Genomic DNA, 15,433 nt, shown 5'->3' on the forward strand with positions numbered 1-15,433 from the left:
GGACAAGAGCCGTCTTGCCAACGATAAGGATAGAGCATGCAAGAGCCTCTGAATTCCTCATACCCCGTCCTGCCGCTGCGCGACATTGTGGTATTCCCGCACATGATCGTGCCGCTTTTTGTGGGTCGCGATAAATCGGTCCGCGCGCTGGAGGAGGTGATGCAGGATGACAAGCAAATTCTGTTGTCCAGCCAGATTGATCCCGGCGTCGATGATCCGGATGTAGACGGTATCTATCAGTCTGGTGTGCTGGCCAATGTGCTGCAGCTGCTGAAGCTGCCCGATGGTACTGTTAAGGTGCTGGTCGAAGGGCAGGCACGGGTGCAGATTACGGAATTCCTTGAAAACGATAACTTCTTTGAAGCGCGCGCGGAGTATCTGACCGAGATGCCGGGCGACGTGACCACCACACAGGCGCTGCTGCGGACTGTGGCCGACGAGTTCGAGCGCTATGCAAAAGTGCGTAAGAACATCCCCGAAGAAGCGCTGACCGCCGTGGGTGAAACGACCGAAGCCGCCAAACTGGCTGACCTTGTGTCCGGTCATCTGGGGATCGAGGTTGAGCAAAAGCAGGAGCTGTTGGAAACGCTCAGCGTCAGCGAGCGGCTGGAGAAGGTCTATGGCCTGATGCAGGGCGAAATGTCGGTTCTACAGGTCGAGAAAAAGATCAAGACGCGCGTCAAAACTCAGATGGAAAAGACCCAGCGCGAATATTATCTGAATGAGCAGATGAAGGCCATTCAGAAGGAATTGGGCGATGGTGAGGACGGCTCGAACGAAGTCGCCGAGCTGGAAGAGAAGATTACCGAAACCAAGCTGTCGAAAGAGGCGCGCGAAAAGGCCGAAGGCGAGCTGAAGAAGCTCAAGAACATGTCGCCTATGTCAGCTGAGGCCACGGTTGTGCGCAACTACCTGGATTGGATCCTGTCGCTGCCATGGGGCACCAAATCCCGTGTCAAAAAGGATCTGGGTAAAGCGCAGGAGATTTTGGACGATGATCACTATGGCCTTGAAAAGGTCAAGGAACGGATCGTTGAATATCTGGCGGTTCAGCAGCGTTCGAAAAAGCTGAAAGGCCCGATCATGTGCCTTGTCGGCCCTCCGGGCGTGGGTAAAACCAGCTTAGGCAAATCGGTTGCGCGGGCCACGGGACGCGAGTTCATCCGCATCAGCTTGGGTGGTGTGCGTGATGAATCCGAGATCCGCGGTCACCGCCGGACCTATATCGGCTCGATGCCCGGCAAGATCATTCAGGCGTTGAAAAAGGCGAAAACCACGAATCCGCTTATCTTGTTGGATGAAATCGACAAGATGGGGCAGGACTTCCGTGGTGATCCGGCATCTGCCATGCTTGAAGTGTTGGACCCCGAACAGAACAGCACGTTCATGGACCACTACCTGGAGGTGGAATATGACCTGTCCAACGTGATGTTCCTGACCACATCGAACAGCTACAACATGCCTGGGCCGTTGCTTGACCGGATGGAGATCATTCCGCTGGCAGGCTACACCGAGGACGAAAAAAGCGAGATCGCCAAGCAGCACCTGATTGACAAACAGATCAAGAACCACGGCCTGAAAGCCAAAGAATTTGAGCTGACCGATGAGGCACTGCATTCGATCATCCGCACTTACACCCGCGAGGCGGGTGTGCGAAACCTTGAGCGTGAAATCGCCAAGGTGGCGCGGAAATCGCTGACCAAGATCATCAAGAAAGAGGCTGAATCCGTCACGGTGACGCCCGATAATCTGGATGAGTTCCTAGGGGTGCCCAAATTCCGCTATGGTTTGGCCGAGCAAGATGATCAGGTCGGTGTTGTCACTGGTTTGGCCTGGACATCGGTCGGGGGTGACCTGCTGCACATCGAGGCGCTGAAATTGCCGGGCAAGGGTCGGATGAAGACCACCGGTAAGCTGGGTGATGTGATGAAGGAGTCCATTGATGCGGCCTCATCCTATGTGCGGTCGATCTCGCCCCAGATCGGGGTGAAGCCGACGCAATTCGACAAGCTGGACATTCACGTTCACGTCCCCGATGGCGCGACACCGAAGGACGGCCCAAGTGCTGGTCTGGCGATGGTAACTTCGATTGTGTCGGTGTTGACCGGTATTCCGGTGCGCAAGGATATCGCCATGACCGGCGAAGTGTCTCTGCGCGGCAACGCGATGCCGATTGGCGGTCTGAAAGAAAAGCTACTGGCGGCCCTGCGCGGCGGAATCAAAACCGTCCTGATCCCGGAAGAGAACGAAAAGGATCTGGCCGACATTCCGGACAATGTGAAGGAAGGGTTGAAAATCATTCCGGTCGAACATGTCTCGGAAGTTCTGAAACAAGCGCTGGTACGTGACCCTGAACCCATCGAATGGGACGAAGCCGCCGAGGAGGCAGCCGCAGCCGCAGCCGCAGCCGCCGAAAAATCTGGTCCGGCTGCCACAGCACATTAAGCTTGAAACGATGTAAGAAAAGGCGGGGCACGACCCCGCCTTTTTTTGTTTCAGAATCCGATGACGGGTTTGTTCGGATCCAGAATTTCTTCTTCTGCGATGTACTTTTCGAATTTCTCAAGGGCTAGGGAGGATCGAACTGCCAAGCCAAAAATAATGCTCGAAAACAGAGCGCAGAGTGCAATGTCCCATCCAAATGGAATTTGCTTTTGGGCGCCTTCTCCAAATTGCCCCAGGTATGAGATCAATCCGATTCCAGACAGATAAGGCACCAACCACAGCGCTTCGGTCACATCCATTTCATCAAGACGATTACGAAATCGGACCAGTAGCAAAGCCATTCCGACGATCAGCGCAATGCCAAGCCGCCAGATCGTGTCCCAGCCACTCCAATACACAATCAACGTTGCAATGGCGAAGGCCGAGACAGCGACCAGTTTGACCGCGGGAATGCGGATGGAGCGTGGGTGATCAGGCATCAGGCGTCGCAGACATACAACCGCGATAGGGCCAACCGCAAAAGACAAAACGATGGCCGCGCCGTTCAGAGCGATGACGGTGGTGAATGGGATTGTCAGAAGAAACAGAATTCCGATCAGGAAATTGAGCGCCAACGCCCACAACGGAACGCCAAATGACGACAGGATCAGCAATCTTTTCGGCAAAAATCCGTTCTTGGACAGGGCCAGCGCGATCCGTGCATTTGAACCTGTAGCCACTAACCCGTTGCCAAATGGGCCGATGACGGCCCCCACGTTCAGCAGGCTGAGGAACCAAACTATTCCCACTGACATTATCACAGCATCCAATGGGCCTTCACCACCAAAGCTCAGGCTTGCCCAACCGTTCTTGAACATCGCCGGATCGAGGGCTCCGATGAACGCGATCTGCAGGCCCAGATAAATGGCAGCACATAATACAATCGACAGAATCAGGGCGGCGGGGATGGCGAATTTGGGATTGCGGACCTCCCCGGCCATATCGACAACGTGGCGAAAACCGATGAAGGAAAAGATCACGCCTCCGGTAGATACGGCCGCCAGAACGCCCTGCAGTCCATAAGGGGCAAAGCCATCGGGTTGCGTGAAGTTCTTCACCTCAAACCGGCTGACGATCAGCAAGACCGATAGAACGACCGGGATCGCGATCTTGGCCCAAGTCAGGATTGCGTTGACCTGCGTGAAAAATTTCACTCCTAACGCATTCACGGCCACGAACAACAACATGAAGCACAGCGCGACGGCAATGCCTGCGCCCGTCAAATCCCCTGTCTCTGCCGTGTGCAACCAAGGCGCATAAGGTGCGAGGTATTTCAACATGGCCTCAACCTCGATCGGGGCTGTGGTGTTGTACCCGATCCAAGCGGTCCACCCCATTGCCATCGACACGATATTGCCGTGCGAAAACTGCGGCACGCGTGCGATTCCCCCGGGGATGGGAAGCATCGCAGATATCTCTGCAAAGGTGATGGCCAGAACGAACATGGCAACAGCGCCGATGACCCAGGACAATACCGCTGCTGGTCCGGCATGTTGTACGGCCAGCATTGGCCCGAACAACCACCCTGAACCGATAATACCGCCGACCGAGATGAACGTCAGGCCCACAAGGCCAATGTCTCGTTTCAGCTTGGCCATGCGTACCCTCGTTCGCCCGCGCCGATTGTTCACACGGCGATTAGGTCAACGATACGCAGCCGTATTGCGGAGTGGCAAGCATTGTCGCGTCATCTCGGAAGGGAGAATGGTGGGTGATAAGAGATTTGAACTCCTGACCGTTCTAGTAAAATCAATGACTTACGTGTAGTTTTGTAACCATGCAACCGGCCTCAAAATGGGCCGGATGAAGACACGTCAATCGTTATTCAACACAGGTTTCGAAGAAATGAGTTCCAAAGTCAGTCAACTGAAAGTTGGCCTCTGGCGTCCCTGTGAAAGCGTTGGTGAAGAAAACTCCAGGCTGGTCTTTCAGCCCGAACAGTTCATTTAGATGTTCTGACACTTGGTTGAATTGATCAGCAATTTTGTCTGGGTCAACCCCGGTCATAGGTTCATCGGAAAAGCTGCCGCGATTTGATCTCTCAAAACTTGACCCCCAAATATGGCCACTTCTTTTCGCATCCGAAGGGGCGATACATTGAAGCCTTGATAAATTGGTGGTTGAGAAGTCGACTTGGTAGTCGCTGAAACCTTCTAGTCCGTCCAATAGAGCAGAAATTCTAGTCTGAAAAAGCTCTTGCTGTTGTTCAGGTGATCCATCGATTTCTTCTATAAGAGGGTATCCCTGCTTGGTCTTCTCGCGGTATTCCCTGTCAAATTTCCAATACAAGGCAATTACTTGAAATACCTTGGCATCCACTGCGGAGATCTGTTCAAGCACAGATATTACCGCTCTGTTGAGTTCGGATACCTCAGGGTCGCATCCAGACGCCAACAATTTTGCCCACATCTCCTGAACGCTTGGTTCTTCCTCTTTAGAGGCACCTTCAAATATTCGGTAGATATCGCCCATAGGCAGGGCTTTGGCGCTTTCAAGTGATATTCCCTTCTCTTTCAGAAGCTCAGCGGTTCGAGCCGTTGTGTGGATCAAGTTTCGTGTTCGCCATTCTCTTATGCGATCACCAATTAGACCCCCAAAGACGTTACCAGCGATATCAAGCGCTCCATCAGTGGCACCGCCAAATAGCTTTGAAATTACTTGACCGGCAGCTTTATCAATTGCATCTCCGGGTAGGTTTACATTGATTACGTTATTGTTCTTGCTATCCGTCACGCTGGCCCTCGTGCTTTAGACTCGGTGAATTTTGACAACCTATTTCAACGGCTAGAGACGTAGAAGTTGTTCTCGCCCTCCGGGCATTCTTCCCGCATTTTCACGCATAGCGCCCGTTCTGAGGCGTCACTATCGCCATAGACCTCAACAGTGTGCCCACACCGTTCGCACTGGCCTGACAGCCCGTCTACTTCTCGGTATTCGCCTTCAAGGGTGGTGTCAGTGACCTGGACCTCAACTCGCATAGCAGCTCCTAAATTATGCAACCATGACACGAGGGGTAGATGAGAATCGAAACGGTTAAAAGGTATGATTTTGATACAATAAACCCGCCAGCTTGCACCGGCGGGTTCTTCGTTTAGGGCAGGGCGTAAGGTGTGGTCTAGCTGCCAATCATTTCACCCAAGACGATTTCTGCCAGCGTCTGCGCTTCCATGTCGCCGATCTGGGTGCGCTTGGTCTGCCCGGCATAGGTGACGACCAACAGGTGTCCTTGCACGCCGTAGCTGCCGGTGTAGGTTGCACCGTTCCTTGTTATGGCGACGGGATTCATGCCGCCTCCGCGACCTGAGCTTCATCCAGCACCGACAATGGCCAGATGTTCCCGATCTCACCCAGAGCGGTGACAATTTCGGTCTCAGGGTCAGTGCCGCACTCTTCGAACGGCTCAGATACCAGCTTTTCCAGCTTGGCTTTTAGCGCGTGGTAAACGTGATCCGGCAGATAGGTTTCTTGGTTATTGGTAGTGGCCTGCACGAAACTATTCCTCTTTAAGATGATTTGGTGCGCACAGACTCGCATGGATGGAATCTGGGGCGCAAGAGGGTAAATGGTGTAACTTATTGTTTTTGTTATATGTAAGTGCTTACTTATTAGCTGGATGTGCATTGGAATTGGTGTCTGGACACCCGGTAGCGGCTTGTTCATCTTGTTCCGAAAAGCGGCAATGAAGAAACTGTTGAGGAACAAATGTATAACTTGCTTGTATCGGGCGATACCGAGGCGTGGGACGAAGGCCAATGGACCATTGAAGCGGGACGCTGCGTGAGCCCATTCGAATACACAAACGCCGAAATCGCAGAGACTTTAGGCGGATTCAGCGCAGAAGCAATAAAAAGCCTGGTCGGTTTTCCCTGTATTTTCGCATACGAAAACGCGCGCGACAAAGACCCAAAACTTGGACGAATTACTGAAGTGGCAGCTAGGCAAGGAAAGGTGCGAGTCAACTTTGAGATACAGCTCTGCACGCCATTTCTAACCTTCAATGATTTGGAGGACGAAGGCGTAAAGTTCGATTTGGATATTCAAAGTTGGGAAATGAACCGCACTCATTGGGCAGTGAAAGACATAAATCTGGATAGAGAAATGTCCAAGCGAGGCATCACTCTTCCGAGTTGGGCTTCTACTACGCGTCGAGCTATTGATATCTCCAATCACCAATTTGACGTCGCGTTATCCTTCCCCGGGGAAGTGCGACCACTTGTCGAAAAAGTGGCTTCCGAATTAGAACGGACATTGGGCCAAGATACATACTTTTATGACTTAAACTACACGGCTCAGTTAGCCCAACCATCTCTCGATACACTCTTGCAATCCATTTATCGCAATCAATCGAATCTAGTAGTTGTATTTATAGGAGCCAACTACCAACAGAAGGACTGGTGTGGGATTGAGTTCCGCGCAATAAGGGACATTATTGCTACCCGTGAAAATAGCCGTGTGATGTTTGTTAGAACTGACCCCGGCGACGTCGAAGGCGTGTTTGCCACCGATGGCTATATTGATGCAATGAAGTTCACACCGCAGCAAATCGCTGAGTTTATTGTTCAACGAGCCGCTAAACCCTGAGATTGATTGGAGTAGAACCCCGCGCCGGTTGACTTACATCGCTTTGATGATCCTGCGCGGGGTTCGGGGAGGGCATAGTTGGAAGCCAGCCCTTACGTGATATTATAACAAACTCTTCCCCGGATGTCCAAGAAGTTTGTCTTGTTTCCGATGTTTTTCGGCGAGCAAGTGCAGTTCAGTAGGGACTGTTTTCAGGTCCATTTCGTTGCCACCGCTCCGGGTTAGTTTGGGCCATGTGCGTGCAAGTGCCTCTAGCAGATTTTGTGCTGTCATCTCTCTCTTAACTCCTGCGCGCTCGCTAAAGCTCGCTTTCGGGCGCTTCGCGCCCACCATTTCTGTTCTTTAAGCCGGAAGATCACATGAAATGCACAGAATGAATGATCATCAATAATCCCTGCAGAAATAGGACTTTCCCCCTAGGACAGCACAAATGCTAATATGTGCTGTCCTAGGGGGATGTTCTGCATATAACAGGTGGTGAAGGGCTTCTAACACTAGGTGGCTTCCATTGACCTAGCAGCGCCCCGATCCCGGTCTTTCAACCAAGCGGTTACAGCCTTTCGGCTGAGCATCACACCCGGCTTGCCTTCAACCGCAGTGTGACCGGTTGTTGTGACCCAGAGCCTAAGCTCACCGCACATTGCAACCGTCTTTCTGTGCCATTTTGTCAGACGACCGGCGGCAACCACTTGGGGCGTCCGGTGATCTCCACCGGGGAGCGATCCAAAGCGATCTTTCCTGCACCTTCCAGCTAGGCGACTCGCTGCCCGGTCATGTTCCCGGCGCTGGCGTTTTATGTTGGGCTGGTATCTCGGCGTCGGCGAGCGTCATTGAAAGTATCGGCTCGAACCTGACTGCTTGGTGCTTTGTGCTGCCTTAAAGGCAAGAACAAGAATACCAAAGTCCAGACTCAGCTACAAGGCGATTTTCAGCAAGATTCCCAAACTCAGCGCGCACCTTGCCGCCGGTTATTCATCATGTTCCCGGGGCGTCCCTGTTTCCTGATCTCATCTACAACCACACCACGCACCGTGCCTTCCATCTGCGAAGCCATCCGGGCAGCCAAGTCTTCATTCTGTTGCGGCGTTCCAGCGGAGCCATTGACCGTAATAGGGGAGTTGATCGTGACATTCGGTGCAGCCGCCGCGCCAACAGACTCAGAGCGCGCCGCTGAGACCGCCTGAACGGGTGCCCGGCCCACATACCCGCCAGACGCATAGCCACGCTTGGCGGAGCTGTGCAGCGCCTCTAGGTTGCCAACACCAATGCGGTTCGTGGCTTCTTTGCTCATGACGTATTCGCCGCGATGGACGACACCAGCCGGTTCATACTTACCGCCATTCCCGGTGTAGCCACCTTCAGCGAACGCACCACCCAACAAGGTCGCAAAGCTGTTCATCCATCCTTGACCACCGCCTGCCAAACCGCCAAGCATTTGCAGAACGAACTTTTGCGCGGCGTAGCGCGCGAGGTCTTTCATCAGGCTGGCCATTGCCTCTTTGAAGTTCATGGTGCCATTGATCAGGCCAGTGAAGGCATTGGTCGCTGAATTTTCGATGTGCAATCTGGCCTCATCAATCTTGCGCAACCCTTGGGCGGCCAATTCAGATTTTCGAGCGCTATCTGTGTAAGCTTGAGCGAGCCGTGAGACTTCGTTGCGCAGTTCGGGCGTGACTTCCCTCCCGGAGCTTTGCGCCGCATGCAACAATTCGGCTTCCCGGCGGGCAGTCTCAATTGATACCGCGTATTCCCCGCCAGCACTCGCACTTGCGACAAGGGCAGCAGCCTCAAGCTCTAATATAGTAATCTCAGAGCGCAGAGCAGATGTAACAAGCTCAAAGTCCTCACGCCTTCCAGCTCCACCGCCGCGCTTGGTTCCGGTGTTCTCATCCACTAGAGGCGGCGCAGCTCTGGGCCGTGGTGAGCTGGTTGGTGCCCGTTCAGATGCAGGCTGATTGCCTTCGAACCGGCGGCGCTCAACTTCGGCCTCACCATTGCCACGGCCAGACGATGTATATCCGCCGTTTCCGGGTAGTTGTGTTTTTAGCAATGTCGCTTTGCCAATGGTTTTGTCCAGTGCATCGCCAATACCGCCAATAGCTGAAATCACGTTTGAGAAACGGGAACCGTCGATCTCTGCCAATTCCTTGGCAACTTCGCGCGCCTCGCCAACAAGTTCGCCAATCTCGGTTTCGAATTCGCTTGCTTCGATCTGGCCGCCTTCAAGGGCATCCACCAGCCGTTTCAGGTCGCCCATGATATCAGCCAGGGCGAACCGGGCATCGGTGTTGTCGATCTCAAAAACTCGCACACCATCCGGGCCGGTCATGCGGTTGATCAGGTTGAACAGCTCGTCATACGTGCCGTGCAAGTCGCGCAGGTCGCCGGCATGAGCAGCGATAGCGGCCTTGTTGCCTTCAAGACCTTTTGCCAGCTCGTCGCCAAGAACAGATTCTGCCCGTTCAATGTCGCCAAAGATGCCTTCAAGGTTCTTCTTGGCGCTGAGAATGCCTGCCACACCCTCTGACATCGATACCGCCAGTTTCTTACCGAATGAGCTGAGCCGGGTGTTCAACTCATCAAACTTGCGGCTGACCTCATCTGCCGACGCAACCACATCATCATCCAGAACCGCACCAAGTTCGTGCGCTCGGTTGATGGTGTTGCGCAGTTCGGCATCGCTCCGTTCCATCAGTGCAACAAAGCGTTCTCCACCAGTGCCGCTGAATATCTCATCAGCGACACGGATACGGCTGGCTCTATTCAAACGCCGCGAACGCTCAAGGATTTCGAGCATCAGCTCAGACGGATTCTGCAATTTCTGTTGAAGTTGCTCGGCGCTGAAACCAAGGCGCTCGAACATCTCAGCGCCGCCGCCCTTGCCGGTTTCGATAAACTCATCAGCGCGCAGATTGAGCTCCTTGAAAGAGTCGATCATCGCATCAACTTCGATGCGGTTCTGTTGAGCCACAAAACGCCATTCCTGATGCTCTTTGAGGGACACACCGGCACGCTTGGCCTCATCGCCAAGTTTGGCAACACCCTTGGTCGTGTCAGAGATCGCTCTGAGCGTCGAAGTGGAAGCGATACCGGCAGCCAACGGAACCGCCATGCGCGCAAAGCTGGCGGCCACATTCCGGCCCATCTTGGAATAGGTGGCGTCGATCTTGGTCGCTGATTGCTTCGCCCGGCGCTCCATTTGTTGGGTGGAGCGACGTTGTGTGCGGTTCGCCCGTTGCAGGCCTTTCTCAAGTTTGTCGATCCGGGCTTCGATAGGGACGATCAGGCCGGGCAGTGTTGCGTCGTTCATGCTGCTTCCTCAAGGATATCTGCCAAACTTTTGTAGTTCGGGTCGTTGTATTTCGATTGGTTGGATTCTTGCGCCACGGCGCGATGCACGGCCATCGCAGCGGCAATAGCGCCGTCGATACGATCGGTTGTTTTACCCTTGTGCATGCGCACTAGACCGGTGGTTTCGTTGCGGCTGGCAACCACGCTGTCAAAGTGGTGCCGTAACACAGGGTGGCCGCTATGGCGGATCAAACGCCCATTGACGGTGCGTTCCAGATCACCAATTGCGACGCCCATAGACAGGGGCGCTTGGCGCAGTTCGATCACCGGTAATCCATCGTCATGCAAGTGCTGCATGATCTGGCGGGCAAGGTGGGGGTCAAATGCGATCTCTTGCAAGTTATGCCGCGCGGCCAATTCGCGTATGTGATCCTCAACGGCATCCGGATCGATAATCGGACCGGGTGTAGCTGTGATCAGACCATCATCGCGCCAGCGTTCATAGGGAACACGGTCGCGGTCGCTGCGCTCCTTGAGGTCTTCACCGGGAACAAAGAACCAAGGTTTGATGGTGATCTGATCATCGTCATGCCGCCACGCGGCCACCACGGCAGCCGTGTCGCCGTTCTTCGCCATATCTACACCGATCCAGCACGGCAGAGCTTCAAGGTCGGTTTCGTCATCATCGAACTGCCGGGCGTCATAGGTCGCCATACTGAACAGCGGGTCGCGGCTGTTTCCGTGCCAGATGTTCAGATTGTATTGCTGGAAACTGTAGCGCTCTGCCGGGTGGTCCTTCGCTTCCTTCGCCAGTGACCGCAGGCCGGACAGGCTGGGGAAACCATGTTTCAAGCCGGGGTTAACCCGGTGCCAAACGTTTTCGCTCTGCCAGTCGTCATCCGGTTCGGCGGCAAAGATGATCGGCAGGAATTCGGGGTTGTCGATCTCACCCAAGGCAACGCGCCGGGCATAATCATACTGTTCTGCGGCAAGCGTTTCGTGGCTACGCCCTGCCGTGGTGGCAATGACCAGAAGGCTATCATCGGTCTTGGCAAGACCGGATTTCAGGGCTTCCCACAGATCCCGTCCTTTCCACGCGTGTATCTCATCAGCCAGGACAAAAGCTGGTGTAGTGCCGTGCTGCGCGCGGCCATCGCTGGACACGGCGCGCAACCGGGCGCTGCTATCACGGTGGGTGATCTGCTTGGCGCTGTTGAAAGCGTCGTGAATGCGTGTCGCAGCTACAATGCGCTTGTCTTGCCGGATAATCTCGGCGGCTTCACGAAAACCGATACCAGCCTGTTCCCGATCCGACGCGGCAAAGATAGCTTGACCAGAAGAGACCTTTTCAGGGCCGATCACGTGCAGCAATGATAGGGCTGCGGCCAGACTGGTTTTCCGGTTGCCACGGGGGAGCATCAGGAACACAGTTTTTACGATCCGGCGGCCATCTGCATGGCGTGGGCCGTAGATGCGCCGCACGATGCGTTCTTGAAACGGTGCCAGCTGGAAGGCTCGGGGATGCCGATTGACGCTTGCAGCCTTGGGCGCGCGATTATCGTTCACCGCTGCCGGGTGGCGCAATCGTTTCAAGAATGTGACCGCACGTTGCCCATGTCCAAGAGGATCAGCAATAGGGCTGCCGTCATCGATCCAAGTCGGGTATGTGCTGACCGTGCTCATGGTTACACCGCCAGAGGATTATCGGCGTCATCGTCATCCGACTGCACAGCACCGATCCGGGCGCGGCTCGTCGGGGTCAGGCCGTATTCGGCGGCAAGCTGGCGGGCTGTTTGCATGTAGCTAATCTGCAAACGGCTCATTTTCAGATCGGGTAGGGCACCGGCGCTCAGGTTATCCGAGATAGTTCGCGCAGCACCAACGGCCACGCAGTAATTCTCAACACCACCCTGATCAGCTTTGGTGATGACACGCCGGGCGATGAGCTGAGGCATGATGCGTTTCCACTCAGCCTTGGCATGTGCCGACAGGTATTTCGGCACCGGCGGGGCTTTGGTCAGGGCTTCGGCATCAGGGGAAAGGGGCGGCTTCACACCGCGCGAATGCACGCTCATTGAACAGCCCCCATTTTATTGCCATAGGTTGTGGCGACATTGGGCACTTTAGGACCACAGCAATGAAGAAATTTGCGATCCCACTTTTGATCATCGCCAACATCGCCGCTGCATACGGCCTTTGGGAACGAGAAATGAAAATTCGATCCCTTGAGGCCACAAATACCACGCTTGGAGAGCGGGACGCCTACGGCGAAGCGTGCGTTCGTTGGTTGCGGGAAACAGCGAAAGAGGAGGACGAGCGGGAAGGTGAGTTTTATCTTGGCCGCTCTTGGAGAAAGCATGGTCAGCTTGTTTTCGAAGTTATCGGTCCGCGCGATGATATCAGTGCAAAAAGAGGCGACGCGCTTTGCACTTACGATAAACAAAGCGGCATGATGTATTCCTACTACGGGGCATCCAAAGAGACTTGGATGTTTTACTAAACCTGTCATGTAGCGGCTTCCGAACAGCGCAGCTCTAGGCCACGTTTGCGGCCCAGCTCTGCAATCTCATCAATGTCATAGGCGGTGCCGTCAAAGGTCACGCGGTCTGCCGTGGTGATCCCGGTCAGATGCCGGATGCGGAACACTGCACCGCCAGCATCACCTTCGCCGAACCCTGTCAGGTATTCTTCGGCGCTGAGCTGCACCAGCTCTGCCCGGACGGTTGCGATGGGTGCCCATGTCTTCGACACCGCGCCAGATGCGGCCACAGTCTCGGTCTCGCGTTCAATGATGATCTGCTTATCCAGTTTGCCAGCTCGGATCATGGTCACGGCCTCCACCGGACAACACCCGACACCGTTGCAACGCCGTGGCAGTATGTTTTGTCGGGGTCAGGGTCGCGCATGTATTTAAAGCTGGGACGTCCATAGGCGTCGATATCGTTCTCGATTAAATCGGGCGCATCCCAAAGCGCATGAGCTACGGCACCACCGATCTGCCGGGCCATGTCTGCGCCGTCTTCAATTGCCCAAACATGCAAGTCCAGCCAAACGCGCGTCAGATGCCATTCGCCAGACCGGCCAAGATTTGCGGTGTCCGGGTTCGCCAGAATGACACAAGGCAGCTTGTCCGGGCGCGTCGATCCAGCCCGGATGTGGTCAACAGGCACAAGGTCGGTCACTGCCGAACTAGCCAACAATGCCGATCTGATTTGTGTCTGAAACTCGATATCGGGCGCGATCATGATTTGCCCTCCGCTGCCTTCTTGATTGCTTGCCCGATAGCGCGGCTGATGCGCCGTTGCGCACGGGGTTTCGCCAGCCGGGCACCCGGACGCATGAACGGCTGCGCCTCCTGTTTGACTGTGCCGAATTCCTGCAAGTGGCCGTGGCGCACGTCTTCGTTGCCGACAGTCACAAGCGCCTGATTGGGGCCAGCCGTGCGCCTGCCGCCACCTTCGGCATAGGCCGGGGTAGTCTCGCCCGGTGCGGTGACTTCAATGGATTCTTTCAGGTCGCCTTCATCGACAGGCACCAACGCGCGCATAGTTGCGGCGTATTCTTCGGCGCTTTTGACAAGCGCAGGGCGCAGCGCTTTCTCAATCTCCCCAGCCATCGACCCAAAGCGGGCGCTGAGGATGTTCGATTGTTCGGTCAGGCTCTTATTCCGCGACATAACCAGTCACCGGATTCTTGTAAGGGGAAAGCAGTTCACGGACGCCAAAGGGCACCGGGGCGGTGGTCATGCCGAATGACGCGGCCTCACGCTGTTCATACCAATAGGCCGCAAGCTGCAAAGCCGCTTCGGTCAACGGTGCTTCACCAGTCACAAAGGGCGTCCCGGTGTAGTGGCCGATCCATGTTTCGGCAGCGTCCAGCTTGTGCGCCAGCAGGGCGTCATCAAGATCATGATCAAGGTTGAGCTGCGATTTCAGCAACGCAATGGGTGTCAGTGCGGCCATATTTTTGCCCCTATTTGGGTTAAGAAAAAGGCAACGTATTTCGTTGAAAGGATTGCCAAATGGGTGAATGGTCTGATGCGATGGCAGATGGTGTGATTTGCGAAGGTTGCGCCTGCCCGGGTAACACCGCGACATGCGGCTGCTTTGAGTCTCAGGAGATTATTCGGAGACGCCAGTTCAGTAGTGTCAAAGACGGTGGAGTTACGGCGGACACTATTATGAACGCCATCCGGAACCCTTATGGCAATCGGTCCAAAGACTAGAGAAGCCATCAGCTCGCCTCTCTCTCTGAAAAAGTTATTTTCACTCTGTCTTGTGCGGACGTCCCCACGCCGGTCCCCTCAGAGGCCCCAAAGTTCGAGACCACCCCCGGTCTGTTGCGGCTGTTCTTCGACACAGGCTCATTCAAGGTTCTTGCAACAGACCAGCCTTGGTTAAGTCGGTATCGCAGGGTAGCTTTCTGAATTCCTGTGATTGTTGCCCATTCATTGAGGCTGCGTTCTTCGCCACGGAATGTGAGACGGACAGTCGATCCAAGCTTCTTCTTAGATTTGACTTCAGTTAGCTTGCGGATAGCTGCGATGATCAGTCGATCTCTCAGCTTTTCACCGGGTTCAACAGCGATGGGTTCGCCGATGGCACAACCAACAGGCCAGCCATCGTTAAGCCGCTTGATGATCGTTGCAAGGGGGATGCCATAGTCCAGCGCCCACTCTGTGATGGATTGCGTGGTGCTCTGATAAGTTAGCATGGATTCAGGGTTGTAGCTCATGCGTGGCGCTCCTGCCGTTGCTTGTGGCGGCTGTGACAAGACGTGCAAAGCGGCTGCCAATTTGAGCGATCCCAGAACAGGCGCATGTCGCCACGATGAGCGATGATGTGATCTACAAGCGTGGCCTTGGCTCCACAGCCGGGCCATACACAGCGATCATTGATCTTTAGGAAAGCGTCACGTGCCTTGCGCCATTTGCTGCCGTAGCCTCGTGCAGATGCAGACGGGCGGCCCGCATCATGGCGCTTGTTCCGGGCACGGGTGCGCGCAACCTGACAGGCGCAGCGTTCGCCATGCGGAACGATATTGCCACAAGTGCAGATATGGGGTGGGCGGGGCATTA

General features: G+C 54.9%; 17 protein-coding genes. 3 read left to right on the forward strand and 14 right to left on the reverse strand.

All coding sequences use genetic code 11. From position 1 onward, the window contains the following. Window positions 1-36: 36 nt before the first annotated feature. Window positions 37-2,445, forward strand: coding sequence for an endopeptidase La (gene lon / locus HW561_RS04670; protein WP_176862108.1), 2,409 nt, complete (start codon window positions 37-39; stop codon window positions 2,443-2,445). 50 nt (window positions 2,446-2,495) lie between these two features. Here the strand turns inward: lon and HW561_RS04675 are convergent, their stop codons facing one another. From HW561_RS04675 to HW561_RS04695, 5 genes are all read right to left on the reverse strand, one after another. Then, complete coding sequence (locus tag HW561_RS04675; protein WP_176862110.1) at window positions 2,496-4,082, reverse strand: APC family permease; 1,587 nt, start codon at window positions 4,080-4,082, stop codon at window positions 2,496-2,498. 223 nt (window positions 4,083-4,305) lie between these two features. Next, complete coding sequence (locus HW561_RS23850) at window positions 4,306-5,217, reverse strand: Abi-alpha family protein (protein WP_176862112.1); 912 nt, start codon at window positions 5,215-5,217, stop codon at window positions 4,306-4,308. A gap of 44 nt (window positions 5,218-5,261) precedes the next feature. Further along, entirely contained in the window at window positions 5,262-5,462 is a 201-nt protein-coding gene (locus tag HW561_RS04685; protein WP_176862114.1) for a hypothetical protein, read from the reverse strand. 137 nt (window positions 5,463-5,599) lie between these two features. Beyond that, entirely contained in the window at window positions 5,600-5,770 is a 171-nt protein-coding gene (locus HW561_RS04690) for a hypothetical protein (protein WP_176862116.1), read from the reverse strand. Next, the gene (locus HW561_RS04695) at window positions 5,767-5,973 is read right to left on the reverse strand and encodes a hypothetical protein (RefSeq protein WP_176862118.1); all 207 of its coding nucleotides are present in this window, start codon (window positions 5,971-5,973) and stop codon (window positions 5,767-5,769) included. The genes HW561_RS04690 and HW561_RS04695 overlap by 4 nt, the downstream gene beginning before the upstream one ends. A gap of 213 nt (window positions 5,974-6,186) precedes the next feature. Here HW561_RS04695 and HW561_RS04700 point away from each other — a divergent pair, with 213 nt between their 5' ends. After that, window positions 6,187-7,065, forward strand: a complete 879-nt coding sequence (locus tag HW561_RS04700) for a TIR domain-containing protein (protein ID WP_176862120.1) — start codon at window positions 6,187-6,189, stop codon at window positions 7,063-7,065. A gap of 946 nt (window positions 7,066-8,011) precedes the next feature. On the opposite strand, the gene HW561_RS24255 is transcribed toward HW561_RS04700, so the two are convergent. From HW561_RS24255 to HW561_RS04715, 3 genes are read right to left on the reverse strand one after another with little or no spacing between them, the layout of a single operon-like run. Beyond that, on the reverse strand, window positions 8,012-10,375 hold the full coding sequence (locus HW561_RS24255) for a phage tail tape measure protein (protein ID WP_176862122.1): 2,364 nt from the start codon (window positions 10,373-10,375) through the stop codon (window positions 8,012-8,014). Next, window positions 10,372-12,039 (reverse strand): terminase large subunit, encoded by a 1,668-nt coding sequence (locus HW561_RS04710; protein WP_176862124.1) that lies wholly within the window; start codon window positions 12,037-12,039, stop codon window positions 10,372-10,374. Before HW561_RS04710 ends, HW561_RS24255 begins: the two co-directional genes overlap by 4 nt. A 2-nt stretch (window positions 12,040-12,041) precedes the next feature. Continuing rightward, window positions 12,042-12,431, reverse strand: coding sequence for a phage terminase small subunit P27 family (locus HW561_RS04715; RefSeq protein ID WP_176862126.1), 390 nt, complete (start codon window positions 12,429-12,431; stop codon window positions 12,042-12,044). Window positions 12,432-12,493: 62 nt separating this feature from the next. On the opposite strand from HW561_RS04715, the gene HW561_RS04720 reads away from it, so the two are divergent. Continuing rightward, window positions 12,494-12,856, forward strand: a complete 363-nt coding sequence (locus HW561_RS04720; RefSeq protein ID WP_176862128.1) for a hypothetical protein — start codon at window positions 12,494-12,496, stop codon at window positions 12,854-12,856. Window positions 12,857-12,861: 5 nt separating this feature from the next. Here the strand turns inward: HW561_RS04720 and HW561_RS04725 are convergent, their stop codons facing one another. From HW561_RS04725 to HW561_RS04750, 6 genes are all read right to left on the reverse strand, one after another. Next, the gene (locus HW561_RS04725) at window positions 12,862-13,182 is read right to left on the reverse strand and encodes a phage head closure protein (RefSeq protein WP_176862131.1); all 321 of its coding nucleotides are present in this window, start codon (window positions 13,180-13,182) and stop codon (window positions 12,862-12,864) included. Between the two features lie 2 nt (window positions 13,183-13,184). Next, window positions 13,185-13,601 (reverse strand): DUF3168 domain-containing protein, encoded by a 417-nt coding sequence (locus tag HW561_RS04730; RefSeq protein ID WP_176862133.1) that lies wholly within the window; start codon window positions 13,599-13,601, stop codon window positions 13,185-13,187. After that, window positions 13,598-14,032, reverse strand: coding sequence for an HK97-gp10 family putative phage morphogenesis protein (locus HW561_RS04735; RefSeq protein ID WP_176862134.1), 435 nt, complete (start codon window positions 14,030-14,032; stop codon window positions 13,598-13,600). Before HW561_RS04735 ends, HW561_RS04730 begins: the two co-directional genes overlap by 4 nt. After that, window positions 14,019-14,318, reverse strand: coding sequence for a head-tail connector protein (locus tag HW561_RS04740; protein ID WP_176862136.1), 300 nt, complete (start codon window positions 14,316-14,318; stop codon window positions 14,019-14,021). Before HW561_RS04740 ends, HW561_RS04735 begins: the two co-directional genes overlap by 14 nt. Before the next feature lie 271 nt (window positions 14,319-14,589). Next, window positions 14,590-15,090 carry a hypothetical protein gene (locus tag HW561_RS04745; protein WP_176862138.1) on the reverse strand — a complete coding sequence of 167 codons (501 nt, stop codon included), beginning with the start codon at window positions 15,088-15,090 and terminating at the stop codon, window positions 14,590-14,592. Further along, entirely contained in the window at window positions 15,087-15,431 is a 345-nt protein-coding gene (locus tag HW561_RS04750) for an HNH endonuclease signature motif containing protein (RefSeq protein ID WP_176862140.1), read from the reverse strand. Before HW561_RS04750 ends, HW561_RS04745 begins: the two co-directional genes overlap by 4 nt. Window positions 15,432-15,433 lie beyond the last annotated feature (2 nt).

The sequence above is a fragment of the Ruegeria haliotis genome (genome assembly GCF_013377785.1).
Classification (GTDB): Bacteria; Pseudomonadota; Alphaproteobacteria; order Rhodobacterales; family Rhodobacteraceae; genus Ruegeria; species Ruegeria haliotis.